Origin of the sequence: Halobacillus campisalis (genome assembly GCF_030345335.1) — a bacterium.
Taxonomy (GTDB): domain Bacteria; phylum Bacillota; class Bacilli; order Bacillales; family Halobacillaceae; genus Halobacillus_A; species Halobacillus_A campisalis.
This window is the reverse complement of record NZ_JAPVRC010000013.1, coordinates 1-25,365: the sequence shown is the minus strand read 5'-3', so window position 1 is coordinate 25,365 and position 25,365 is coordinate 1. Positions and strand designations below refer to the sequence as shown.

The following is a 25,365-nucleotide window of genomic DNA, read 5'->3' as shown; positions in this document are numbered from 1 at the left end:
TATCCAGGTTCTACCCTTAGCTTCAGGAAATCTTTTATTGTTCCTCTAGATTCATACTGTCGGATTCTTTGGTTTGCTCTTCTTCAATGTCTCTCATTTCAATCTCTTCGTCATCACCATCTAGTATCTTAACGTCCATACCTAAACTTTGTAGCTCTTTAATAAGAACTTTGAATGATTCTGGTACGCCTGGTTCAGGCACGTTATCACCTTTGACGATGGCTTCGTATGTTTTCACACGACCAACGACATCATCGGATTTAACGGTCAAGATTTCTTGTAAAGTGTAGGCAGCACCATAAGCTTCAAGTGCCCATACCTCCATCTCACCAAAACGCTGTCCACCAAACTGTGCTTTACCACCAAGCGGCTGCTGGGTAACAAGTGAATAAGGTCCTGTAGAACGGGCGTGCAGCTTATCATCAACCATGTGGGCTAACTTAATCATATACATAACCCCTACAGATACACGGTTATCAAAAGGTTCGCCTGTACGGCCATCGTAAAGGATTGTTTTTGCATCGCGTGCCATTCCTGCTTCATCAAGAGTTTCCCAAACATCTTCCTCACGGGCACCATCGAATACCGGCGTCGCCACACGAAGTCCAAGCTGGCGGGCAGCCATCCCTAAGTGTAGTTCTAGTACTTGTCCGATGTTCATACGTGAAGGTACCCCTAATGGGTTAAGCATGATATCTACCGGTGTACCGTCAGGAAGGAAAGGCATATCTTCTTCAGGTAGAATTTTAGAAATAACACCTTTGTTACCGTGTCTTCCTGCCATCTTATCCCCTTCAGAGATCTTACGCTTCTGAACGATATACGCACGAATCAGCTGGTTGACCCCTGGTGGAAGTTCATCGCCGTCTTCACGGTTGAAAATCTTCACATCGAGGACAATTCCGCCTGCTCCGTGTGGTACACGAAGTGAAGTATCACGAACTTCTCGAGCTTTTTCTCCAAAGATTGCATGAAGCAGACGTTCTTCTGCAGAAAGTTCAGTTACCCCTTTAGGAGTTACTTTACCAACAAGAAGATCTCCATCACTTACTTCTGCACCTACTCGGATAATTCCCCGTTCATCCAAATCACGTAAAGCATCTTCCCCTACGTTAGGGATATCACGAGTGATTTCTTCTGGTCCCAGCTTCGTATCACGAGCTTCAGACTCATATTCTTCTATATGAATAGAGGTGTATACATCATCTTTCACAAGGCGTTCACTCATGATGATAGCATCCTCGTAGTTATAACCATCCCATGTCATAAAGGCGACAAGAGGGTTTTGACCGAGGGCTAATTCACCCATATCCATAGATGGACCGTCAGCCAGGATTTCTCCAGTAGTGACGCGGTCACCTTTTGCTACAATCGGGCGCTGGTTGTAACAGCTTCCCTGGTTGGAGCGGATGAACTTTTGAAGACGGTAACGGTCTAAGTCACCTTCTGTTTCTCTTCCATCTACTTCAGAAATACGGCGCACGAGCACTTCTTTAGCTTCAACGCGCTCAACAATACCGTCATGACGGCAAATGACTGCTGCACCTGAATCTTTACCAGATACATACTCCATTCCAGTTCCGACAATCGGAGCATCCGGCTGAAGCAAAGGTACTGCTTGACGCTGCATGTTCGCACCCATCAGGGAACGGTTGGAGTCATCGTTTTCCAAGAATGGAATACAAGCTGTCGCAGCGGAAACTACCTGTTTAGGAGATACGTCCATGTAGTCTAAACGATCGCGAGCAACGACGGTGTTTTCCCCGCGGAAACGAGCGATAACCTCTGGATCTGTAAAGGCTCCATCTTCTTCAAGTTTCGCGTTCGCTTGCGCCACAACATAGTTATCTTCTTCATCAGCCGTTAAATAATCGATCTGAGCCGTTACTTTGCTCGTTTCAGGATCCACTCGACGATACGGTGTTTCGATGAAACCAAACTCGTTAACTTTAGCGTAAGAAGACAGTGAGTTGATCAGACCGATGTTTGGTCCTTCAGGCGTTTCGATCGGACACATACGACCATAGTGGGAGTAGTGTACGTCACGAACTTCAAAGCCGGCACGTTCACGCGTCAGACCACCGGGTCCAAGCGCAGATAGACGACGTTTGTGCGTCAATTCTGCAAGAGGGTTCGTCTGATCCATGAACTGGGAAAGCTGAGAGCTTCCGAAGAACTCTTTGATCGATGCAATAACCGGGCGAATATTAATCAATTGCTGTGGTGTAATTGAAGACGTATCTTGAATAGACATACGCTCACGTACCACACGCTCCATACGGGATAAACCGATACGGAATTGGTTCTGCAGTAATTCACCTACTGAACGAAGACGACGGTTGCCTAAGTGGTCAATATCATCTGTTCCACCTACATCATGCAGCAAGTTAAAGAAATAACTGATTGAAGACAAGATGTCAGCTGGAGTGATATTCTTCACGTCTTTATCAATATTAGCATTTCCGATTACGTTGATAGAGCGTTCCCCTTCTGGATCAGTAGGGTCTACTATTTTCACAGACTGAACACGAATCGGCTCTTCTAACACTCCCTCAACAGGGTCAAGCGAGCGTTCGCTGGTGGTTTCTTCTTCGTTATCGAAATGCGGAATTAATTTATCCAGCAAACGACGGTCGATTTTCGAACCTTTTTCTGCTAACACTTCACCTGTTTGTTCGTCTACTAACGTCTCTGCAAGAGTCTGGTTGAACAAACGATCTTTAATGTGAAGCTTTTTATTCATTTTATAACGACCTACTCTAGCAAGGTCGTAACGCTTAGGATCAAAGAAACGAGAAACTAGTAAGCTTTTTGCATTTTCCACTGTCGGCGGTTCGCCAGGGCGTAGACGCTCATAAATCTCAAGCAATGCTTTTTCGCTGTTTTCTGTGTTATCTTTTTCCAGTGTATTTTTCAAATACTCATTTTCGCCGATCAAATCAATAATTTCTTGATCTGTCCCGAATCCTAGAGCACGAAGCAATACAGTAATCGGGAGCTTACGAGTACGGTCGATTCGCACATGGACTACATCTTTTGCGTCCGTTTCGAATTCTAACCATGCCCCACGGTTCGGAATTACAGTAGCCGAATAACCGCGCTTCCCGTTCTTATCTATTTTTTTGTTGAAATACACGCTTGGTGAACGAACAAGCTGAGAAACGATAACACGTTCGGCACCATTAATGACGAAGGTACCAGTATCGGTCATCAGTGGGAAATCTCCCATGAATACCTCTTGCTCTTTCACTTCGCCTGTCTCATTATTTAGTAGACGAACTTTCACACGAAGCGGTGCATTATACGTTACGTCCCGATCTTTTGACTCATCGACTGGATACTTTGGCTCGCCTAAGCTGTAGTCTACAAATTCTAGTGATAGATTACCTGTGAAATCCTCAATCGGTGAGATGTCTTTGAACATCTCTTTCAAACCTTCTTTTAAGAACCAATCATAAGAAGCGGTTTGTATTTCGATTAAGTTGGGTAATTCTAAAACCTCACTGATACGTGCGTAACTTCTGCGTTGGCGGTGTCGTCCATATTGAACTAGTTGACCTGTCAACTGATTCACCCCTTCAAACAAGCATTTTTATAACGAAAAAAGGGTTCGGCAAAGACATGCCGAACAGGCTTGCGGTTGATCTTGCCACAAGCGCTATTTATCAAACATCCGCATGTTGGCAGATGGTGTTTCTTCATTTCTCTCTAACGTTAGACAAAAAAGAAAAAGGGTTTTCAACCAAAAACCTCATTTCGATTTACATGTACGATTTACCATTCTATCCACTTTTTAAAAAAATATACACTGTTTTTTAAAAAAGGACTTGACACCCAATGGTCATATTGGCATTTTTCAATAATAGCACAAATGAGATAGAGCGTCAAACTTTTATAGATTTTAAGACGTGATAGCCTTTTTTCTTAACGACTACCTCCGTGTGACCAAACAACTCTTCAAGCTTCTCCTTTGCTGAAGGAGCCCCTTGTTTCTTTTGAATGACCACCCATAACTCTCCGCCCGGAAGCAAAGCTTCTGCTGCTTCGGTGAACATGCTGTGAACTACTTGTTTACCTGCGCGAATGGGAGGATTGGTAAGGATCGCCGCAAACGAACGGTCGTCTATATTGGAAAATCGATCACTCTCTTTAATAGAAACATTCTTCACGTGGTTTTGCTCAGCATTCCGTTCTGCTAAGGTCAGGGCCCTCTCATTTACATCGACCATCACAATATGACGATCATGAAAAGATTTCCCCAGGGCTAAGCCGATCGGCCCATAGCCGCAGCCCAGGTCAAGAATATCACCATCGACTTCCGGCGGCGTAAAAGCCTCAATTAACACACGCGACCCGAAATCTACTTCAGATTTTGAGAAGACGGCATGATCAGTCGTAAAAGTAAAGGGATTCCCTTTCAAAGAGAAAGACCATGTGCGTTCATCGCTTTTCGCCTCTGTTTTTTTTGAATAATAATGTTCAGCCATTAAGAACACCTTCTTGAAAAAAAATAAGAAAAAGAAAGCTCGCCGATAATCAGCGAGCTTAACTTATTTCATGCAATTACTTAACTTCTACAGAAGCTCCAGCTTCTTCTAGCTTAGCTTTAACTTCTTCAGCTTCTTCTTTAGCAACGCCTTCTTTGATAGCGCCAGGAGCGTTATCAACTAGCTCTTTTGCGTCTTTAAGACCAAGACCAGTGATTTCGCGAACTGCTTTAACTACTTTGATCTTAGAGCTTCCAGCAGATTCTAGTACTACATCAAATTCAGTTTGCTCTTCTTCAGCTTCGCCACCTGCAGCAGCACCACCAGCAGCAACTGGAGCTGCAGCAGTTACACCAAATTCTTCTTCAATTGCTTTAACTAGGTCGTTAAGCTCAAGAACAGTCATTTCTTTAATCGCTTCGATAATTTGTTCGTTAGACATGAGAAATTTCCTCCTTAGATTTTAAAATAAATTTTTATTCATTCAAACATGGGTGTTAACTTACGCGCTTTCTTCTTCTTCTTTTTGTTCTGCAATTGCTTTTGTAGCATAAGCAAAGTTGCGAACTGGAGCTTGAATCACGCTTAGGAACATAGATACAAGACCTTCGTAGCTTGGAAGAGTAGCAAGTTCCTTGATTTGATCAAGAGTTGCAACCTGTCCTTCAATCACTCCACCTTTAAGTTCAAGGTTTTGGTGATCTTTTGCAAAGTTGTTAAGAACTTTCGCTGGGGATACAGCGTCGTCTTCACTGAATGCTAAAGCAGTCGGTCCAACAAGAACTTCATCCAGTTCAGTAAGATCTGTTTCAGCAGTCGCACGGCGAGTCATTGTGTTTTTATACACTTTGAACTCAACTCCTGCTTCACGAAGCTGCGTACGAAGCTCTGTTACTTCAGCAACACTTAGTCCGCGGTAATCTACAAGTACTGCAGACTTACTGTTACGGAATTTGTCAGCAATTTCAGTTACAACCTGCTGCTTTTGCTCAATAATTTTGCTCATCGTTCCACCTCCTAATAACTTAATGACTTATCATACCGATGGGAGTTCGTGCTTCACAAAATAAAAAGTACCTCCACAAGACATGGAGGTACGTATGTCAGAACAGGTCGATGAAAAGCTGTCCTGTTTATGCACACACCTCGGCAGGAAATTAAGCGGGAACCGCACCTGCTGTCTTCGGTATAACGTATTCAATTTATACAACGTTTCTAATTATAAGAAATTAAAAACGGAAAGTCAACCATTATTTATTACTTCACGAAGCCGGATACATCAACTTTGATTCCAGGCCCCATTGTAGAAGATACGGCAGCATTACGCATGTAGGTACCTTTTGAAGCTTGAGGCTTAGCTTTCACTAACTGATCAGTGATTGCTTTGAAGTTCTCAACAAGCTTTTCTTGATCGAAAGAAGCTTTTCCAATAGGTACATGGATGTTAGCCGCTTTATCGACGCGGTATTCTACTTTACCTGCTTTAATTTCATTAACTGCTTTTTCAACTTCAAAAGTAACTGTTCCTGTTTTAGGGTTCGGCATAAGTCCTTTTGGTCCAAGTACTCGGCCAAGCTTACCAACTTCAGCCATCATATCAGGTGTTGCAACAACTACGTCAAAATCGAACCATCCTTGATTAATTTGGCTGATCAAGTCTTGTTCTCCTACGTAGTCAGCTCCAGCAGCTTCTGCTTCTTTCGCTTTATCACCTTTAGCGAAAACTAGAACGCGCTGAGTTTTACCTGTACCGTGTGGAAGCACCATCGCTCCACGGATTTGCTGGTCTGCTTTCTTAGGGTCAACCCCAAGACGGAAAGCCGCTTCAACAGTTTCATCAAAGCTCGCCTTTGATGTTTCTTTCACAAGACTAACTGCTTCTTGTACTTCATAAGCTTTTGTACGGTCAACAAGTTTTTGCAGTTCTTGTTGCTTTTTGCTTTTTTTAGCCATTTTTTATTTCCTCCTCATTGTGGTTTTAACGGATTAACCTCCCACGAATAAAGGTTGCGAACCTAGGATCACTCCTGTTTCGCAACCTTTAACTCCATTAGAGTGACGCTGTGGGATTAGTCTTCAACTGTGATTCCCATACTGCGCGCTGTACCTTCAACCATGCGCATTGCAGCTTCAACGTCAGCAGCATTCAAGTCAGGCATTTTTGTTTCAGCGATTTCTTTTACTTGATCGCGTTTAACAGAAGCTACCTTGTTACGGTTTGGCTCACCTGAACCTGATTCGATTCCGGCTGCTTTCTTAAGCAGAACAGCAGCTGGTGGAGTTTTTGTAACAAATGTAAAAGAACGATCTTCAAAAACAGAGATCTCTACGGGAATGATCATTCCTGCTTGATCTTGTGTTTTAGCGTTAAATTCTTTACAGAAGCCCATGATATTAATACCCGCTTGTCCTAGTGCCGGTCCTACCGGTGGAGCTGGGTTCGCTTTACCTGCTGGAATCTGTAGCTTTACAACTTTAATAACTTTTTTAGCCACGAGACACACCTCCTTAAAGTCCGTGATGTGGTAATAGGGTTTGCCCCTCCCACTCAATTACAATATGCGTTAAAGCCTCTTCCTCGAGGCACATAATGAACATAAGAATTTTAGCATCTATTCAAACATATTGCAAGAGCAGGAAGAGATTTTATAATTTTTCTATTTGTGAGAAATCTAATTCAACCGGAGTTTCACGGCCGAACATATTGACATGTACTTTGACTTTCTGCTTATCGACATCAATCGATTCGATAGTGCCAGTAAAATTGGCGAACGGCCCTTCTTTTACAGTGACGCTCTCTTTTATATCAAAATCGATATCTGCTTTAGAAGGCTCCTTCATTCCCATGCGTTTAAGCACGGTATCTGCTTCTTCAGGCAAGAGAGGGATTGGCTTTGAGCCGGAACCAGTCGAGCCAACGAAGCCAGTGACTCCAGGAGTATTTCGAACGACATACCAGGAGTCGTCCGTCATAACCATTTCGGCGATGACATAACCCGGGAACACCTTTTTCTTATTCACTTTACGTTTACCATTTTTGATTTCAGTTTCTTCATCTTCGGGAACAAGGATACGAAAGATCTTATCTTCCATTCCCATTGACTCGACTCGTTTTTCTAAGTTGGTCTTCACTTTGTTTTCATAACCTGAATACGTGTGGACCACATACCATCTTTTTTCCATTTATGCAGGACAAGCGGCTTGCCCTTCCCTCCCTTTTCGATCGTATTAAAAAGATTTCCAACATGAAAAAACCCGTTAGACGGGTTTTTTGCAACAAGACTATTATCTAGTATATCACAAATTTGACTGTACTATTAGCTCGGAATGAGTTCAAGTATTTGTGTAATGCCTAAGTCTACTACCGCAAAAAACACGGCTACAAAAGCTACAGTAAAAAGTACGGTAATCGTATACCTCGTTAATTCCTGCCCTTTAGGCCAGCTCACTTTACGCATTTCCCGAGATACATTTTTAAAGAACTTGATCATACTGATACTACCCCCAAACTTACGCCCACCGGCTTCATCCTCTATTTCGTTTCACGGTGAAGTGTATGTTCACTACACGTTTTGCAAAACTTGCGAACTTCTAAACGTTCGGACTGATTCGAGCGATTTATATTTGTAGTATAATTACGGCTTAAACATTGTGTACAGGCAAGAATAACTTTTTTTCTCAACGACAGTCACCTCATTTCAGAGGTATATTCACTTTCACTAATGTAGCACGCTTACTATCTAGTGTCAATTCACGTTTTGTTAAGTAGTTTCTGAGAACTCTATATACCTCTCAAGCTTACGTTTCACCCGCTGCAGTGCATTATCTATTGATTTGATATGCCGGTTCAGCTCAATTGAAATCTCCTGATACGTCTTTCCATCTAAATATAGAGCCAATACTTTCTGCTCGAGGTCGCTTAACAGCTCAGAGATTTTTTCTTCTATGTCTCCAAATCTTTCTTTGTTGACCATCAACTCCTGGGGGTCGATAGCTTTCGAGCCGGCTATGACATCAAGGAGGGTGCGATCTGCTTCTTCATCAAAAATAGGCTTGTCCAGTGAGACGTATGAATTTAGTGGAATGTGTTTTTGACGAGTGGCAGTTTTAATAGCGGTAATAATCTGACGGGTAACACACAGTTCAGCAAAAGCTTTGAAAGAAGAGAGTTTGTCCCCCTGATAATCACGGATAGCCTTATACAGACCGATCATCCCTTCTTGCACAATGTCTTCCCGATCTGCGCCAATGAGGAAATACGTCCGGGCTTTGGCACGAACGAAATTTTTGTACTTATCAATCAAAAAATCAAGCGCCTGGACTTGTCCCAGATTGATTCTTTCTATTATTTCTTCGTCATCAAGTCTACTAAAATCCAACTTCTCGATGCCTGTCTTCGTTTGTCCGATGCTCACACAGGATCCCTCCGACTTAGATTCCTAAATATAGAAATATTATACAGTAAGCGTTTCAAAAGCGTCAATAAGGCGAAAGCTATTTATCGCCTCGTCTCCACTTCTCAAAAATATCACGTATTTCTTTATTCATCGGGATTTTAGACTGATATTTTAATTGTTTATGAGATTCAACATCTTTTTTTATTTCTTGTTGAATATTGGTCAATTCAATGTACAATTCCCTTGCTGATTTCCTAAAAGCGCCCTGGGCAAAAATCGTCCGCTGTTCTGCATAATCAGACGTTGCTACATAGACTTGGGTCCGCACATCATTCAATTCACCAGCCAGCTTTTCGATCCTCTCATCTGCTGTTTCATTTTCTTTTGTATAAATGACTTCCACATTGAAATTCTTTTGTTTATTTTCAAGACCTCTGACGTGGTAGGCATCAAACACGATAATTAAGCGGACGCCCGTGTAGGACTGGTACTCAGCCAGCATTTCAACAAGGAGCTGTCTGGCTTGTCCAAGGTCTGTATCTTTCATCTTTTTGAGATCCGGCCAAGCACCAATGATATTATAGCCATCTACTAATAAGACATTCATCTCTTAATCCCCTAGAGGGTGACGCTTCCTGTAGACTTCATACATCAGTAATGAAGCAGCCACTGATGCATTCAGCGAAGTGACTTGTCCAGCCATCGGCAAACTCACAGTCCAATCGCATTTATCTTTTGTCAGACGGCTCATTCCTTTACCTTCGCTTCCAATCACTAAGGCTATCGCCATTTTTCCATCAAGCTGACGATAATCCTCGGTGCCTTCTGCATCTGTGCCGACGACCCACACAAACCGCTCCTTCAGATCATCGATCGTCCGTGACAGGTTCGTGACTCTGGCTACAGGAATATATTCAATCGCTCCTGTGGATGTCTTAGCGACGGTCGAAGTCAAGCCTACCGAGCGCCGCTTCGGAATAATCACCCCATGAGCCCCGCTAGCGTCAGCCGTTCGCAAAATGGAACCTAAGTTATGAGGGTCTTCGATTTCATCTAGAATAATAAAAAACGGCTCTTCCCCTTTAGACTCGGCTCGTGCAAAAAGGTCATCGATGTCACTGTATTCATAAGCGGCTACCGCGGCAATCACTCCCTGATGGTTGCCATCAGATAGTTGATCAATCTTTTTCTTCGGGGCTTTCTGGACAAGCACCCCATTCTCTTTCGCCGTTTGTTCTATTTTCCGTAACGCTTGCGGCTGCAGCTGATCGGATACAAACACTTTATTAATGGAGCGGCCTGACCTCATCGCCTCGAGGACTGGGTTTTTACCGATAATCCATTCATCACTCATGATTTGCTTCTCCTTTCCTCGACAATTTGTATAGCGGAATCGATCAGCTCTTGCAAGCGTTCCTCGTTTCCGGATAAATAATGAAATCCAAGAACCGCTTCAAAAGCTGTCGAGTACCGATAAGTCTGTACATCGGTGTTTTTAGGAATGGTTCCTGATTTTGCGTTACGCCCTCGCCGTAAGACACCTTCTTCTTCTTCGGTCAGCATGCCCTGGTCGTTCCATGCTTGTACGACTTTGGCCTGTGATTTTGCGGAAACAAACTGGACGGCTGCTCTATGCAGCTGCTCTGGTTTGATTTCTCCTTTTGCTAATAGGTGGCGGCGCACATATAGTTCATAAACCCCGTCCCCCATATAAGCGAGCGCGAGGCTTTTCATTTGTTTAACGTTAGTGAATTCCATCAGGACCCTCGTTTCCAGCGAGTACCTTGAGCTGTATCTTCTAATACGATATCACGGGATTTCAATTCATCACGAATCTCATCTGCTCGTGCGAAGTTCCTATCTTTACGCGCCTGCTTTCTTTCTTCGATAAGCGCATCGATTTCTTCATCAAGCAATTCATCGTCCTGTTTTATGACAAGCCCCAGTACTCCTGTCAGTTCTTCAATCGTTTGGATGAAACGTTCAATCACCTCGGTATGGGTTTGATCAGATTTGAGATACAGGTTAGCTGCCTTCGTTACATCAAATAAAACAGATATCGCGTTCGCAGTATTGAAATCATCATCCATTTCAGCAATGAATTGCTGCTTGTATTTTTCGATATCCTCGAGCCATTTATCGTTGTCTTCCGTTAAATCCAGACTAGAAGCTTCTCGGTGCTTCAAGTTTTCATATGCGTTACGGATACGATCGAAGCTGTTCTTGGCTCCTCCCAAAAGCTCATCACTGAAATTGATTGGGTGACGATAATGGACACTGAGCATAAAGAACCTGATGACCTGCGGATCGTGCTTTTTGACGAGGTCATGAGCCAGCACAAAGTTCCCGAGTGATTTTGACATTTTTTCGTTCTCAATATTAATATACCCATTATGAAGCCAATAACGAGCAAACGAAGAACCATTATTCGCTTCGGATTGAGCAATTTCATTTTCGTGGTGAGGGAAGGTCAAATCCTGACCGCCCGCATGGATATCAATCGTATCCCCGAGATACTTCTTCGCCATCGCCGAGCATTCGATATGCCAGCCAGGACGGCCGCTCCCCCACGGACTTTCCCAGGAGATCTCTTCAGGCTTCGCATCTTTCCATAAGGTGAAATCCAAAGGGTCTTCTTTTTTCTCGCCTACTTCAATACGAGCTCCTGACCTCAGCTCATCTATCGACTGGTGGGAGAGCTTGCCATACTGATCAAAGGACCGTGTGCGGAAATACACATCCCCCTCCGACTCATAAGCGTATCCCTTGTCGATCAGCCCCTGGATAAATTCAATGATTTCATTCATATTTTCAGTGACACGCGGGTGGTGGACGGCTTCCTTCACTCCCAGTGCCCCGACATCTTCCTTATAAGCATCAATAAAGCGATTCGCGATATCCGGGACCTCTTCCCCCATTTCGTTAGCGGCTTTAATGAGCTTATCATCGACATCTGTAAAATTTAATACGTACTGTACATCATACCCTCGATACTCAAAATACCTTCTGACCGTATCAAATACGATTGCAGGACGGGCATTACCGATGTGTATATAGTTGTAGACGGTAGGACCGCACACGTACATCTTGACTTTTCCTTCTTCTAACGGGATAAACGTTTCTTTGGCTCGTGTGAGTGTATTATAAACTTTTATGCTCATGCTCTTTCGCTCCTTTTTCCTCTTTTTCCAACTGCAGACACAGATTCTTTATCTCTTCCTGCATTTCATTCAACCGATCGTAAACGGGATCTGGAAGTTTATGATGATCTAAGTCCTTCTGGCGGATTTTCTTGCCATCCTGAACGACTACATGACCAGGGATCCCAACGACTGTGGAATTATCCGGAACATCCTTAAGTACGACAGAACCGGCACCAATCTTGGAATTTGCCCCTATTGTAATCGAACCTAATACTTTAGCTCCCGTTGCGACTAAGGAATTGTCCTTTAACGTTGGGTGACGTTTGCCTTTCTCTTTGCCTGTGCCTCCAAGAGTAACCCCCTGAAACAACGTTACATTATCACCGATTTCACAAGTTTCACCAATGACAACTCCCATACCATGATCTATGAAAAATCTCCGGCCGATTTTAGCTCCCGGATGGATTTCAATTCCTGTAAAGAAGCGGCTGATTTGTGATATTAGTCGTGCTAAAAAGAAAAATTTCCTTTTATAGATGGCATGAGCTACCCGATGTGCCCAAGTGGCATGAAGTCCCGAATACGTCAAAATGACTTCAATATAGGAACGCGCAGCCGGGTCTTGGTCAAAAACGACATCTACATCTTCTTTAAACAACTTGAAAAGCCCCATTTGTCTACCTCCTTTGAGTAGTCATAAGAACCATGCCTTCTAAATAGAAAAAAAACGCGCCTCTGTGCTTGATCGCACAGAGGCGCGTTTAAGCGCGGTTCCACTCTGTTTAGGAACTACTTTCATTCCTATCTTGACCTGGATAACGGCAGGAGCCGCCCTAGTCTACTGAATTCGACAAGGGACTCAGAGGTGCATTTCAGAATCGCCCCTTAAAATCACTTTCAGCCCAGGTGATTATCTCTAAGTAAGGGAAAGAATTCTTACTTCTCCTCTTCAACGTTTCATATTGGTATCTTAACTATATGATAAAAACTGAAATTTGTGAACACATTAGCCTTGGATTTGGTTCAAGGCATCATTGAGACGAATGGTCACAGTTTCTAATCCTAATAGACGAATCGCATTCGGAAGTTCCGGCCCGTGGGTCTGTCCTGTCGTTGCCACTCGGATCGGCATGAACAGCTTCTTCCCTTTGTGGCCGGTTTCTTTTTGCACAGCTTTGACCTGAGCTTTAATATTTTCAGGCGTCCATTCCTCAAGTTCAGCAAGCTTAGTTTTGAATACTTCCAGCACTTCAGGGACTTGCTCGCCGCGAAGAACTTCCAGAGCAGCCTCGTCGTACTGGATTTCTTTTCTGAAAAAGAGATCGGTAAGTTCCACGATTTCTGCTCCGTAGCTAAGCTGTTCGTGGTAGAGGGAGATCAATTCATGCGTCCATTCACGCGTTTCCTCCTTCATCTCCCCAGGGACACGGCCCGCTTCGATTAAATGAGGAAGGGCTAAATCAACGACACGCTCTAAGCTCGAAGCTTTTATATACTGATTGTTCATCCATTTAAGTTTGGCGGCATCAAAGATGGCCGGGGACGTGGAAAGACGCTCTGCGTCAAAGATATCCACTAATTTGTCTTGAGTGAAGATCTCTTCCTCTCCTACTGGTGACCATCCTAATAGCGTAATAAAATTAAATAGAGCTTCAGGTAAATATCCTAAGTTCTTATATTGTTCAATAAACTGGAGGATATGCTCATCTCTCTTGCTGAGCTTTTTACGGTTTTCATTTAGAATCAATGTCATATGACCGAACTTTGGCGGCTCCCATCCAAACGCTTCATACACCATCATTTGTTTTGGAGTATTGGAAATATGCTCCTCACCACGCAGTACGTGGCTGATTTCCATCAGATGATCATCTACAGCTACGGCAAAATTATAAGTCGGCGTTCCGTTTTTCTTCACGATGACCCAGTCACCGAAATCACTGGATTCAAACGAGATTTTATCACGTACAATATCGTTAAATACATACGTATAGTTCTCCGGCACACGAATCCGTATACTTGGCTGACGCCCTTCTTCTTCAAACTGTTTGATCTGCTCGGCAGTCAGGTCACGATGGGCTCCTGAATACTTAGGCGCTTCACCACGAGCGATTTGTGCTTCCCGTTCCGCTTCCAGCTCTTCTTCCGTAACATAGCATTTATAAGCCAAGCCGCGTTCAAGCAGCTCGTCTACATATTTCTTATACAGGTCCAGACGTTCCATCTGGCGATATGGTCCGTAATCGCCACCGATATCTGCCCCTTCATCCCAGTCGATGCCAAGCCATTTCAAATAATTCAATTGACTCTCTTCTCCGCCAGCAACATTACGCTTTGCGTCAGTGTCCTCTACACGGATGATGAATTTCCCTCCAGCGTTCCTTGCGAATAAATAGTTAAATAAAGCTGTACGAGCATTCCCTATATGAAGGTTCCCCGTTGGGCTCGGCGCATAGCGCACACGTACTTCGTTACTCATAATTTTATACCCCTTCCATTTTCCGTTCTTCATCTTTTTTCATTCTATCATTAATTTCCTAAGCTTGTGGATTCTTTTGCAGAAGCACTACAGCCTGAGAGGCCATTCCTTCCTTACGTCCGGTAAAGCCCAGCTTTTCAGTAGTGGTCGCTTTCACATTGATTCTTTCAGGTTCGCTTTCTAACAATGAGGCGATGTTCTGACGGATTTCTTCAATGTATGGAGCCATTTTAGGAGCCTGGGCGATGACCGTACAATCCAGGTTTCCGAGTTCATATCCTTGCTCGGTTACAAATTCCCATACTTTTTTCAAAAGCTCGCCGGAATCGGCATCTTTAAAAGAATCATCTGTATCCGGGAAGTGCCGGCCGATATCACCCTCACCGATAGCACCTAAACAAGCGTCCGCTATCGTATGCAGTAACACGTCCGCATCCGAGTGGCCAAGAAGTCCTTGGTCATGCGGAATAGTGATGCCTCCGACGATACATGGGCGATTGTCTGCAAATTGATGAACGTCAAACCCCTGTCCGATCCTCATCATGGATTTATTCGCATCCTTTCTCGTTTCACCTTGTTTGACGTAGGATTCGGCTTTTGCCAAATCTTCAGGTGTAGTTAATTTTATATTATCGTAGCTTCCTTCAACGATCTCGACTTTATAATGTAAACGTTCCACAAGTGAAGCATCATCCGTTCCATAATACCCGGAGTCTTTCGCCGAGTTATGGGCTTCTTTAATCAGATCATAGGCGAAGCCCTGTGGAGTCTGAGCCGCCCACAACGTGTGCCGGTCCAGCGTATTCAATCGTCCGTTATCCTTTTGTTTAATGGTGTCCGTTACCGGTACGGCGAGCAAACCAGCTCTTTTCTTATCGACGAGATCCGCAAGCTCATGAAGGTGTTCCGTTTTCACAAACGGCCGTGCGCCATCGTGGATGAACACAGGCTGGTGTTTAAGCTTTATGGCTTGAAGTCCTTCATAAACGCTATCCTGACGCTCTATCCCACCATTAACGAGTTGGACCTTTTGAATGAGTGAATGCTCTTTGAGCAGATTCTTCATTTGCGTATGTTCTTGTTCATTGGTCACGAGCACAATCTCATTACACCAAGTATCCTGAACAAAAACCGTCAGTGTATGTATGATCAAAGGTACATCATGAATCATGAGAAACTGTTTGTTTTGACCAGCCAGCATTCTTTTCCCCTGGCCTGCAGCTAATATTATTGCTGTGTAATTTATCATCAGAACCATCCTAAATCATCAAACTTAGTGATGAAGAGTGAAACAACAAAAGCGATAACATACCGTTATCACTTTTGTTAATCTCTATTTGTTATACCGTTTTTACAATGCTTTTTCAAGTGATTTCGGCCTCGCGAAAATCATTCGTCCGGCTGAAGTCTGAAGCACACTTGTGACAATGACTTCGATCGTTTTGCCAATATAATCTTTACCTTCTTCTACAACGATCATCGTACCGTCATCCAAATATCCTATGCCCTGTCTCTGTTCCTTCCCGTCTTTAATGACTTGGATGGACATTTCTTCTCCTGGCAGCACAACAGGTTTCACAGCATTCGCCAGGTCATTAATATTCAACACTTGTACATTTTGGAATTCGCAGACTTTATTCAAGTTGAAATCATTCGTTACAACAATTCCATTCATCAATTTAGCCAGTTTAACAAGCTTGCTGTCTACTTCCTGAACTTCTTCAAAATCGCCATCATAAATTTCTACTTTCACCGGCAGATCTTTTTGCAGACGGTTCAGAATATCAAGGCCACGTCGTCCCCGATTACGCTTCAATCCATCCGAGGAATCCGCAATATGCTGAAGTTCCTCCAGCACAAACTGGGGAATGACAATCGTACCTTCCAGAAAATGAGTTTCACAAATATCAGCGATACGACCATCAATAATAACACTCGTATCAAGAATTTTTTCTTTTGGAACTAAAGAAGCATCAACCATCGCTCCCTGATCATCTTCACCATCAATAGCCTTCTTGTCTCGTTTCGCAATCGTCAACAAATTCAAAAATTCATCCTTACGCTTAAAACCAACTTGAAAACCGAAATAACCGAGCAGGAAAGTAATGAATATCGGTAAAATTTGACTGACCACTTTTATTTCAATATCCTGCAGCAGGTTATTTACTAAATAAGCGATGATCAGACCAACGATTAAACCAAGGCTCCCAAATAACAAATCGGCAACAGGTGCTCGTACAAGTGCGTCCTCGACCCACCTCAGGAAGTTGACAATATAATCCACAACCCAAAATGTCAATAAAAATAATATAAGTGCTCCGATAATAGCTCCTGCTACAGATTGAATCCAACTCTGCCAGGTCACGTCCATCATTGAAAATAATTCCGGGATATAAAGATAACCTACAGTACCGCCGGTTATGACAATAAATAACTGAACAATTCGTTTAAGCACTCGCTTCACCTCCTTAGTGTCATTATGACCAACCTCAATAGCTGCTAACCGTAAAACGGTGTAAATGATTGTTTATAAAATTAGCACAAATTCCAATATTTTTCAATTTGCAAAAGTGCCTATTTTATCTACACGAAACGTCTATAAATGTCGATCCACAAACAGCTGTTCCTGAATTCGTTCCAAACCGTCACATATTTTCTTAGCTCTTACTTCCCCGACACCGTCCACTTCTACCAGTTCTTTAACAGAGGCCTGTACGACATCGTTCAAAGTACCGAACCTTTCAACCAAATGTTCAATGATCAGTGAAGGGAGGCGCGGGATGCGGTGCATAATCCGGTAGCCTCTTGGATAAATCATATCGGAAAGTTTCGTTCCTGATGCGTACCCGAGCAGCTTAAGCACTTGTTCATCCGCGAGGAGCTCTGTCCCTGATTCCTCTTGCATTTTTCGTAGAATATAGTAAGGCTCGTAATCCGGCTTCTTACTGTAGTCTTTTAAAAGAAGGGAGGCTTCTTCTTCAATATTCGACACCAGTTCGGTGAGCTGTAATTGAATCAAACGGCCTTCTGTTCCTAATTCATTTACGTAATTCAAAATTTCCCTTTTGATCCGCAATACCATTTCGATACGGTGAATAACTTGGATGACTTCGGAAAATGAAACCATATTCTCAAATTCCATCGCCCCAAGATTCGTAATACTTTGGTCATGCACGAGCTTATATTTTTCAAGCGTTTGAATGGCTTGATTCGCTTTCGTCAAAATGACCCCGATATCTTGAAGTGAATAACGGACCGGGCCTTTATATAAAGTGATGACGTTTCGCCTTTGTGAAATCGCAATAACTAAGTGACCTGTCTGTTTGGCTACTCGTTCTGCTGTTCGGTGGCGCATCCCCGTTTCAGTCGAGATGATATCGGGGTCCGGCATTAATTGTGCATTAGCATATAAAATTTCTGTACCTTCATCGTTAAGAATCAAAGCTCCATCCATTTTCGCCAGTTCATATAAATGGGCTGGAGTGAATTCAGACTGTATATGGAAACCTCCATCCACTAATTGCTGAACTTCCTTCCCATACCCGATGACAATCAATCCACCCGTCTTCGCACGCAGCACGTTATCGATGCCATCACGAAGGGGAGTACCTGGAGCCACGAATTGAAGCATATCTCCGATGCGGTTTTCATTACGTTCATGACCTTCCATTATCTATCGATCCCCCAATGTTACTTGCATAGCTTCCTGCACTGTACTGACACCCACCACTTCAATAGAGGATGGCGGCGTCCAGCCTTCTAAATTCTTCTTAGGGATAATGACTCGCTTAAAACCAAGCTTGGCAGCTTCCTGGACACGCTGCTCAATTCGAGCCACCCGCCTGACTTCGCCTGTTAAGCCGACTTCCCCTACTACGACATCATCACCGTTTGATACTTGTTCCCTAAAACTGGAGGCAATACTCAAAGCGACCGCTAAGTCGATGGCAGGTTCATCTAGTTTCACTCCGCCGGCCACTTTAATATAGGCATCCTGATTCTGCAAGAGTAAGCCAGCCCGCTTTTCGAGGACGGCCATCAGAAGAGGAACACGGCTAGTATCCAAACCCGTAGCCATACGTCTAGGGTTTCCAAAAGAGGTAGGAGATATAAGTGCCTGAATCTCAACTAGAACAGGCCTTGTGCCTTCCATAGAAGCGACTACAATCGATCCAGCAGCTCCCTGGGACCGTTCCTCCAAAAAGATCTCTGAAGGGTTCAGCACCTCTTCCAGACCCTTCTCTTTCATTTCAAAGATACCCATTTCATGAGTGCTTCCGAATCTGTTTTTCACACTTCTCAATATTCGAAACGTATGATGACGCTCTCCCTCAAAATATAGAACGGAATCCACCATATGTTCCAATAGCCGAGGTCCTGCAATCGAACCCTCTTTTGTAACGTGGCCCACTATAAAAATAGGAATGCCTTTACTTTTAGCAATCCTCATCAGCTGGCTCGTACATTCCCGAACCTGTGAAACACTTCCGGGAGCTGAAGTAATATCTTCTTTAAAAATCGTTTGGATCGAGTCGATCACGACGAACTTGGGATCTATTTGTTCGATTTGAGTGATCACATCCTGTAAATTGGTTTCAGACAGCACGTATAGCTCGTCGGATCTAATATCTAACCTTTCAGCGCGAAGCTTCGTCTGTCTAGAAGATTCTTCACCTGATATATATAAAACCGGTAATTCTTTGTCCGCAATTTGGGCAGATACTTGCAAGAGCAAGGTTGACTTCCCGATACCCGGATCTCCCCCTATTAAAACCAGAGACCCAGGCACTATACCGCCTCCAAGAACTCGGTTCAACTCCGGCATGTCTGTAGTCATTCTTGGTTCTTTTTCAGATTTTATTGCGGTGATTTTCTCCGGCTTCGCAGATGTCTGGGAATTCGTTTGAAATATGTGTCGAGAGTTTCCGCCGCCTGTCATAGCAGCTTCTTCAACAAGTGTATTCCACTGATGACACCCTGGACACTTCCCCATCCACTTAGGAGATTCATACCCGCATTCCTGACAAACAAACTTTATTTTTCTTTTTGCCAAGGTAACCTCTCCCTCTACTCTTATTATATACGCTTTTGTTTGTGAAAAAGTTTCACAAGAGTGTCAATTAGATTAATTTATTCTTACTAAAATCATATCTGAAACGGAAAAAAATCGGAAGGCAAACACCTTCCGATTCTACATTTTCATACTTTATTCATATTTCCCTTTATTTATGCTTCTTGCTGAGTGTGAACTGTAAATTCTTTATCATCATTCAGGTCAATTTTAACTTTTTGACCTTTTTGGATATTTTCCTTCAGCAATTCTTCAGATAATAGATCTTCCACGTTCTTCTGAATGGAGCGGCGTAGTGGACGAGCCCCGTATTCAGGATCAAAGCCTTCTTCAGCAATATGCTCAATTGCTTTTTCAGTCAGCGTGAAGTCTATCTCTTGATCAAGCAGACGTTTTCTAAGCTGTTCTGACATTAGTGTCACGATATGCTTCATGTGTTTTCTCTCAAGAGAGTGGAACACAATCGTTTCATCAATACGGTTCAAGAACTCAGGACGGAACGCTTTTTTCAATTCGTCTGTCACTTTGGATTTCATATCTTTATAGTCCTGATCAGCTTCTCCCATAGAGAACCCAAGATATTTATTAGATTTCAGTTCTTGAGCTCCAACGTTGGACGTCATGATCAATACGGTATTACGGAAGTCTACAACTCGGCCTTTAGAATCCGTCAAGCGCCCATCTTCAAGCACTTGCAAAAGAATGTTGAAGACTTCTGGGTGAGCTTTCTCGATTTCATCCAATAGAATGACAGAGTATGGCTTGTTCCGTACTTTCTCCGTCAGCTGACCGCCTTCCTCATATCCTACATATCCAGGAGGAGATCCGACTAGACGGGACGTACTGTGTTTTTCCATATACTCAGACATATCGATTCTGATCATGGCATCTTCTTCTCCGAACATGCTTTCAGCTAGTGCACGAGCCAGTTCTGTCTTACCGACACCTGTAGGACCAAGGAAAATGAATGAGCCGATAGGACGCTTAGGATCTTTAAGTCCGGCACGAGCACGTCGGATCGCTTTAGATATCGCTTTAACAGCTTCCTCTTGACCTATGATTCGATTATGAAGCGTATCTTCCAGATGCAGAAGACGTTCACTTTCATCCTTCGTCATTTTAGAAACTGGAACTCCCGTCCACGTGGACACGATAGAGGCGATATCTTCAACGGTTACCTCTGAATCCTCCTGCCCCTGCTTTTCTTTCCACTGATCTTTCGTCTCGTCAAGCTCGTCGCGCAAACGCTGTTCACTATCTCTTAAAGATGCAGCCTTTTCGAATTCCTGGCTCTGTACAGCAGCGTCCTTTTCTTTTCTAACTTCTTCAAGTTTTTGTTCAAGTTCTTTTAAGTTTGGCGGAGCTGTATAAGAACGCAAACGAACCTTAGAAGCAGCTTCATCGATTAAATCGATCGCTTTATCCGGCAAGAACCGATCTGAAATATAGCGGTCAGAGAAGCGGACGGCCGAATCTATTGATTCATCGGTAATCGTCACTCTGTGGTGCGCTTCGTAGCGGTCACGAAGCCCTTTTAAAATTTGGATCGATTCATCAAGGGTCGGTTCATCCACCTGGATAGGCTGGAAACGACGCTCTAATGCAGCATCTTTTTCAATATATTTCTTGTATTCATCAAGCGTAGTAGCACCGATACACTGCAGTTCTCCACGTGCAAGAGAAGGTTTTAGAATGTTCGACGCATCAATTGCACCTTCAGCACCCCCTGCACCAATCAGTGTGTGCAGCTCATCGATGAACAGGATAATGTTGTTGGCCTGACGAATCTCTTCCATCACTTTTTTCAAGCGATCTTCAAATTCACCGCGGTATTTAGTACCCGCAACGACTGTACCCATATCAAGGGTCATGACGCGCTTATCACGCAGGATTTCCGGAACTTCATTGTTCATGATCTGTTGTGCTAAACCTTCTGCAATAGCTGTCTTACCAACACCAGGTTCCCCTACGAGGACTGGATTATTTTTCGTACGACGGCTCAACACTTGGATCACACGCTGAATTTCTTTGCTTCGGCCAATTACTGGATCGATATTGCCTTCTTTTGCTATAGCGGTCAGGTCTCTGGCTAAAGAATCTAAAGTAGGTGTGCTGGCATTAGCTGCCTGGGCACCACTTCCGCCGCGGCGATTCTGTCCGCCTGTTGATTCATTGTTTCCAAGAAGCTGCAGAACTTGCTGACGAGCTTTATTCAGGCTAACACCAAGGTTATTCAGGACACGCGCAGCTACTCCTTCGCCTTCACGGATCAAACCTAGAAGAATATGCTCAGTACCTACATAAGAATGACCTAATTTACGAGCTTCATCCATTGACAGCTCGATTACTTTTTTAGCACGAGGTGTATAATGAATCGTCTGGGAGACTTTCTCCCCTTTGCCGATTAAGTTTTCGACTTCCTGCTGAATTTTACTTGATTCAAGGCCTAAAGCAGTCAAAGCTTTAGCAGCAATACCTTCTCCCTCACTTACAAGACCTAATAAAATATGTTCTGTACCAATGTTATTATGACCAAGGCGTACAGCTTCTTCTTGAGCTAAAGCTAGAACCTTCTGTGCTCTTTCTGTAAATCGTCCAAACATCATGGACACGACCTCCTTACGAATTATTCTTTATTTTCTAATTGAAGTCTTTCCCTAATTAATGAAGCCCTGCGAACATCGCGTTCAGAGGGTGATAAAGATTCTTTCGCATATTGCTGCAGAAAACCAGGCTGTGTTAAAACCATGAGCTCATTTAGAATCGTTTTAGGGATATGGTCGATAAAACCTAAGTCGATTCCAAGGCGAAGATCTGATAAACATTTTGCCGCCTCTTTAGACTCTATGATACGACTGTGCTTCAAAACACCATAGGAACGAAAAACTCTGTCCTCCAGCTGGACTCCTGAACGATGCATTAACGCTTGACGGGCTTTACGTTCCTGGTCGATCAACTGTTTTACAATACTGTGCAAATCCTCGACAATGTCTTCTTCTGACTTCCCTAAGGTGATTTGATTGGATATTTGAAAAATGTTTCCAAGTGCATCGCTTCCCTCACCGAAAATCCCTCTCACCACTAGGCCAAGCTGGTTGATCGCAGGAGTCATGCGCGTGATCTGCTGTGTCATGGCTAATGCAGGCAGATGCATCATGACCGATGCTCTCATCCCTGTCCCGACATTTGTAGGACAAGCCGTTAAATATCCGCGATTTTCATCAAAAGCATAATCCACTTTTTCTTCAAGCCAGTCATCTAACTGGGAAGCTTGTTCTAAAGCACGATCTAATTGAAAACCCGGAAAGTAAAGCTGTATTCGAATATGGTCTTCTTCATTAATCATAATGGATACTTGCTCATTTTGCGATATTAAAGACGCAGAATGTTTTGAGTGTTCAGTTAAATGAGGACTGATCAAGTGCTTCTCGACCAGTACCCTTTTCTCAACGGACTGCAGCTTATCCATTTCAACAACTTCAAAATGATGATAATCCCTGAATGATTTCCCGGCATATTCTTCTTTGAAGAACTGCAAAATCTCTTCCATGCGTTCTTCAGAAGAAATTATGGGAAAAGGATAATTTTGAAAGTTGCGAGCAAGTCTGATCCGGCTGCTCATCACGATATCACTGTCTGGTCCTTCTTCTTTCATCCAGGGACTTATGGCTTCGTTAATGAATTGTTGTAAAGACATTATTCCTCACCGCCCTGTCCGTGGTGAATCTGTTCATCCAGAGAACGTATTTGATCTCTTATTTTAGCAGCTTCTTCAAACTCCTCTTGTTCTATAAGGTGCTGAAGCTGTGTTTTATATTCATTCATTTGCTTTTTCAGGTGTAAGTTTCCACCTTCCCGTTTCGGGATTTTTCCATCGTGTTTTATGTTTCCACTGTGAACACGACGGAAAATCGGATTCAAGCGCTCATCAAACGTTTTATAACAATCCGCACATCCGAATTTTCCTATCTGGGCAAATTCCTGATAGGTTAATCCGCAGCCAGGGCATTTCAACTGCTTGTTGGATTGATAGGATTTGGATTGCTTTCCTTTATAAGAAGAGCTCTTATCATAATTGAAAAGACCCGATAGCAAATCATTTAAAGTAAAATCCTGGTTGTCAGACATATAACCTTGTTCCTTTGCGCAATACGCGCATACATGCACTTCTGTCTTTTCACCATTAATGACTTGGGTCAAGTGAACAGTGGCAGGACGTTTATGGCATCTTTGGCAATCCATAGTATCCGTCTCCCTCCTCAGCTAATTTTTATACTTAAGGGTGAGCAACATAGCCGTAAGGATTCTGGAGCGAACCTCGTCTCTAAGCGGAAGAGGGAAAGCGAGAACCTCACGTTCCATAACACTGGCCATCATCCGCGCTTCCCGTTCTGTAATACTATCATCCTCAAGTAACCTATCAATGACGTCTAGCGCTACAGGCTGAGAAACTCTCGGCTGAATTAAACTGACAATCTCATCAATCATTTGAGATACTGAACGATGCTGGACGCGGCGTATACGAATATATCCCCCGCCACCGCGTTTACTTTCGACTATATATCCCTTTTCCACGGTGAACCTTGTTTTAATCACGTAATTGATTTGAGAGGGGACACACTGAAATTGATCCGCAATTTCACTTCGTTTAATTTCGGCGATGTGCTTATTATTTTCATCAAGAATATTCTTAAGGTATTCTTCGATTACATCGGAGATATTCCTCATTTTCCCTCCTCCTCTTTTGACTTTGACTATCTTTGACCTTAACTTTATTATACTGATTTTATACGTGTTCGCAACATATTTGTTTCAAGCTACATGAATAATCATTCCCTAAATAATCCAAGATTAAAACAAAAAAACTATACGAAATAAAACGTATAGTTTTTCTTTATTCTTTATGGCTGATGCGCTCTACATAATCCAATTTAGAAATTTCATCTATTATATCTATTTCTGTCAAATGGTTATTACGGTTCACTTGAATAAAAATACTTTTTGTCAGATTACCCGCATTTTCTATTTCCACTCTTTCTACCGCAACATTTCTCCTATCAAATATTTCAAATATTTCATTCATTTGATATGCTTCGTTAACCATAATGCTGTAAGAATTCTTATAATAATGCCTCATGAATTTCCTCTCGATCTTATTTAAAAAGATCAAGCTCAATAAGACGAGAAAAGTCGCTAAAATCCCGACTCCATACATCCCAGCGCCGATCACCAGTCCTAAACCTGCAACAGTCCAGATGGAAGCAGCTGTAGTTAAACCTCTGACCGTCATACCATTAACAATGATCGTCCCGGCCCCTAAGAAGCCTATTCCGCTAATTACGTAGGAGGGGATACGAGATGGATCAAAGCGAATATTATCATATTCTTCTATGAAGTTTTCAAATCCATAAATTGATAAAAGCATCATTAAACAGGAGCTGACCCCAACTAGAATATGTGTACGAAAACCAGCGGCATGATTTTTCAGCTCTCTTTCAAAGCCAATCATTCCCGCCAGCAGTAATGCTAAACTTAAGCGAATTAAAAATATGTCTAAGTTTTCTAACCATACATATTCTTGGTCCATATTCACACCCCTATCTCAGAAAAAGCCACTAAATTAATATATTAAAAAAGTCGAAAGCATATGCTTTCGACTTTCACATTGACGTAGCAGCGTCCTACTCTCACGGGGGTAAACCCGACTACCATCGGCGCTGAAGAGCTTAACTACTGTGTTCGGCATGGGAACAGGTGTGACCTCTTCGCTGTCGCCACTACATCGTTGATT

The 25,365-nt window shown here is 43.0% G+C and carries 25 protein-coding genes, 1 rRNA gene and 2 other annotated features; all 26 genes read right to left on the bottom strand.

The window, feature by feature from the left end; genetic code table 11:
- Nucleotides 1-34 precede the first annotated feature (34 nt).
- The 26 genes from rpoB to rrf all read right to left on the bottom strand — a co-directional run bounded on the left by rpoB (nucleotide 35) and on the right by rrf (nucleotide 25,356).
- A complete protein-coding gene (gene rpoB, locus O2Q26_RS17825; RefSeq protein WP_289217166.1) occupies nucleotides 35-3,565 on the bottom strand; it encodes a DNA-directed RNA polymerase subunit beta in 3,531 nt (1,176 codons plus the stop codon).
- Between the two features lie 319 nt (nucleotides 3,566-3,884).
- A complete protein-coding gene (locus O2Q26_RS17820; RefSeq protein ID WP_289217165.1) occupies nucleotides 3,885-4,487 on the bottom strand; it encodes a class I SAM-dependent methyltransferase in 603 nt (200 codons plus the stop codon).
- 76 nt (nucleotides 4,488-4,563) lie between these two features.
- A complete protein-coding gene (gene rplL, locus O2Q26_RS17815; RefSeq protein WP_289217164.1) occupies nucleotides 4,564-4,929 on the bottom strand; it encodes a 50S ribosomal protein L7/L12 in 366 nt (121 codons plus the stop codon).
- A gap of 60 nt (nucleotides 4,930-4,989) precedes the next feature.
- On the bottom strand, nucleotides 4,990-5,493 hold the full coding sequence (gene rplJ / locus O2Q26_RS17810; RefSeq protein ID WP_289217163.1) for a 50S ribosomal protein L10: 504 nt from the start codon (nucleotides 5,491-5,493) through the stop codon (nucleotides 4,990-4,992).
- Between the two features lie 52 nt (nucleotides 5,494-5,545).
- Nucleotides 5,546-5,692: a sequence feature (ribosomal protein L10 leader region), on the bottom strand.
- 52 nt (nucleotides 5,693-5,744) lie between these two features.
- Nucleotides 5,745-6,440: a 50S ribosomal protein L1 gene (rplA, locus tag O2Q26_RS17805; protein ID WP_253937198.1), complete on the bottom strand. Its 696-nt coding sequence runs from the start codon at nucleotides 6,438-6,440 to the stop codon at nucleotides 5,745-5,747.
- Nucleotides 6,441-6,556: 116 nt separating this feature from the next.
- On the bottom strand, nucleotides 6,557-6,982 hold the full coding sequence (rplK, locus tag O2Q26_RS17800; protein WP_101847060.1) for a 50S ribosomal protein L11: 426 nt from the start codon (nucleotides 6,980-6,982) through the stop codon (nucleotides 6,557-6,559).
- A 151-nt stretch (nucleotides 6,983-7,133) separates the two neighbouring features.
- Nucleotides 7,134-7,670 (bottom strand): transcription termination/antitermination protein NusG, encoded by a 537-nt coding sequence (nusG, locus tag O2Q26_RS17795; RefSeq protein ID WP_289217162.1) that lies wholly within the window; start codon nucleotides 7,668-7,670, stop codon nucleotides 7,134-7,136.
- A gap of 134 nt (nucleotides 7,671-7,804) precedes the next feature.
- A complete protein-coding gene (gene secE / locus O2Q26_RS17790) occupies nucleotides 7,805-7,984 on the bottom strand; it encodes a preprotein translocase subunit SecE (RefSeq protein WP_253937216.1) in 180 nt (59 codons plus the stop codon).
- A 35-nt stretch (nucleotides 7,985-8,019) separates the two neighbouring features.
- Nucleotides 8,020-8,169 (bottom strand): 50S ribosomal protein L33, encoded by a 150-nt coding sequence (rpmG, locus tag O2Q26_RS17785; RefSeq protein WP_289217161.1) that lies wholly within the window; start codon nucleotides 8,167-8,169, stop codon nucleotides 8,020-8,022.
- 79 nt (nucleotides 8,170-8,248) lie between these two features.
- Nucleotides 8,249-8,902, bottom strand: a complete 654-nt coding sequence (gene sigH, locus O2Q26_RS17780; protein ID WP_289217160.1) for an RNA polymerase sporulation sigma factor SigH — start codon at nucleotides 8,900-8,902, stop codon at nucleotides 8,249-8,251.
- Between the two features lie 79 nt (nucleotides 8,903-8,981).
- Entirely contained in the window at nucleotides 8,982-9,491 is a 510-nt protein-coding gene (locus tag O2Q26_RS17775; RefSeq protein ID WP_289217159.1) for an NYN domain-containing protein, read from the bottom strand.
- A 3-nt stretch (nucleotides 9,492-9,494) separates the two neighbouring features.
- Entirely contained in the window at nucleotides 9,495-10,238 is a 744-nt protein-coding gene (gene rlmB, locus O2Q26_RS17770) for a 23S rRNA (guanosine(2251)-2'-O)-methyltransferase RlmB (RefSeq protein WP_289217158.1), read from the bottom strand.
- Nucleotides 10,235-10,642 (bottom strand): Mini-ribonuclease 3, encoded by a 408-nt coding sequence (locus O2Q26_RS17765; protein WP_289217157.1) that lies wholly within the window; start codon nucleotides 10,640-10,642, stop codon nucleotides 10,235-10,237. Before O2Q26_RS17765 ends, rlmB begins: the two co-directional genes overlap by 4 nt.
- Entirely contained in the window at nucleotides 10,642-12,045 is a 1,404-nt protein-coding gene (cysS, locus tag O2Q26_RS17760; protein ID WP_289217156.1) for a cysteine--tRNA ligase, read from the bottom strand. The genes O2Q26_RS17765 and cysS overlap by 1 nt, the downstream gene beginning before the upstream one ends.
- On the bottom strand, nucleotides 12,026-12,700 hold the full coding sequence (cysE, locus tag O2Q26_RS17755) for a serine O-acetyltransferase (RefSeq protein WP_289217155.1): 675 nt from the start codon (nucleotides 12,698-12,700) through the stop codon (nucleotides 12,026-12,028). Before cysE ends, cysS begins: the two co-directional genes overlap by 20 nt.
- 75 nt (nucleotides 12,701-12,775) lie before the next feature.
- Nucleotides 12,776-12,989 (bottom strand) — a binding site (T-box leader).
- A gap of 44 nt (nucleotides 12,990-13,033) precedes the next feature.
- Entirely contained in the window at nucleotides 13,034-14,503 is a 1,470-nt protein-coding gene (gltX, locus tag O2Q26_RS17750; protein WP_289217154.1) for a glutamate--tRNA ligase, read from the bottom strand.
- A gap of 58 nt (nucleotides 14,504-14,561) precedes the next feature.
- The gene (locus O2Q26_RS17745; RefSeq protein ID WP_289217153.1) at nucleotides 14,562-15,752 is read right to left on the bottom strand and encodes a bifunctional 2-C-methyl-D-erythritol 4-phosphate cytidylyltransferase/2-C-methyl-D-erythritol 2,4-cyclodiphosphate synthase; all 1,191 of its coding nucleotides are present in this window, start codon (nucleotides 15,750-15,752) and stop codon (nucleotides 14,562-14,564) included.
- 102 nt (nucleotides 15,753-15,854) lie between these two features.
- Nucleotides 15,855-16,958, bottom strand: a complete 1,104-nt coding sequence (locus O2Q26_RS17740) for a PIN/TRAM domain-containing protein (RefSeq protein WP_289217152.1) — start codon at nucleotides 16,956-16,958, stop codon at nucleotides 15,855-15,857.
- A gap of 141 nt (nucleotides 16,959-17,099) precedes the next feature.
- Nucleotides 17,100-18,173, bottom strand: a complete 1,074-nt coding sequence (gene disA / locus O2Q26_RS17735; RefSeq protein WP_253937208.1) for a DNA integrity scanning diadenylate cyclase DisA — start codon at nucleotides 18,171-18,173, stop codon at nucleotides 17,100-17,102.
- Nucleotides 18,174-18,176: 3 nt separating this feature from the next.
- A complete protein-coding gene (radA, locus tag O2Q26_RS17730) occupies nucleotides 18,177-19,556 on the bottom strand; it encodes a DNA repair protein RadA (protein WP_289217151.1) in 1,380 nt (459 codons plus the stop codon).
- A 173-nt stretch (nucleotides 19,557-19,729) separates the two neighbouring features.
- Nucleotides 19,730-22,180 (bottom strand): ATP-dependent protease ATP-binding subunit ClpC, encoded by a 2,451-nt coding sequence (gene clpC, locus O2Q26_RS17725; protein ID WP_289217150.1) that lies wholly within the window; start codon nucleotides 22,178-22,180, stop codon nucleotides 19,730-19,732.
- 20 nt (nucleotides 22,181-22,200) lie between these two features.
- Nucleotides 22,201-23,271: a protein-arginine kinase McsB gene (gene mcsB, locus O2Q26_RS17720; RefSeq protein WP_289217149.1), complete on the bottom strand. Its 1,071-nt coding sequence runs from the start codon at nucleotides 23,269-23,271 to the stop codon at nucleotides 22,201-22,203.
- Nucleotides 23,271-23,816 carry a protein-arginine kinase activator protein McsA gene (gene mcsA, locus O2Q26_RS17715; RefSeq protein WP_289217148.1) on the bottom strand — a complete coding sequence of 182 codons (546 nt, stop codon included), beginning with the start codon at nucleotides 23,814-23,816 and terminating at the stop codon, nucleotides 23,271-23,273. Before mcsA ends, mcsB begins: the two co-directional genes overlap by 1 nt.
- Before the next feature lie 21 nt (nucleotides 23,817-23,837).
- A complete protein-coding gene (locus O2Q26_RS17710; RefSeq protein WP_289217147.1) occupies nucleotides 23,838-24,302 on the bottom strand; it encodes a CtsR family transcriptional regulator in 465 nt (154 codons plus the stop codon).
- A 166-nt stretch (nucleotides 24,303-24,468) separates the two neighbouring features.
- A complete protein-coding gene (locus O2Q26_RS17705; protein ID WP_289217146.1) occupies nucleotides 24,469-25,161 on the bottom strand; it encodes an MgtC/SapB family protein in 693 nt (230 codons plus the stop codon).
- An 81-nt stretch (nucleotides 25,162-25,242) separates the two neighbouring features.
- Nucleotides 25,243-25,356 (bottom strand): 5S ribosomal RNA (gene rrf, locus O2Q26_RS17700).
- Nucleotides 25,357-25,365: the final 9 nt, after the last annotated feature.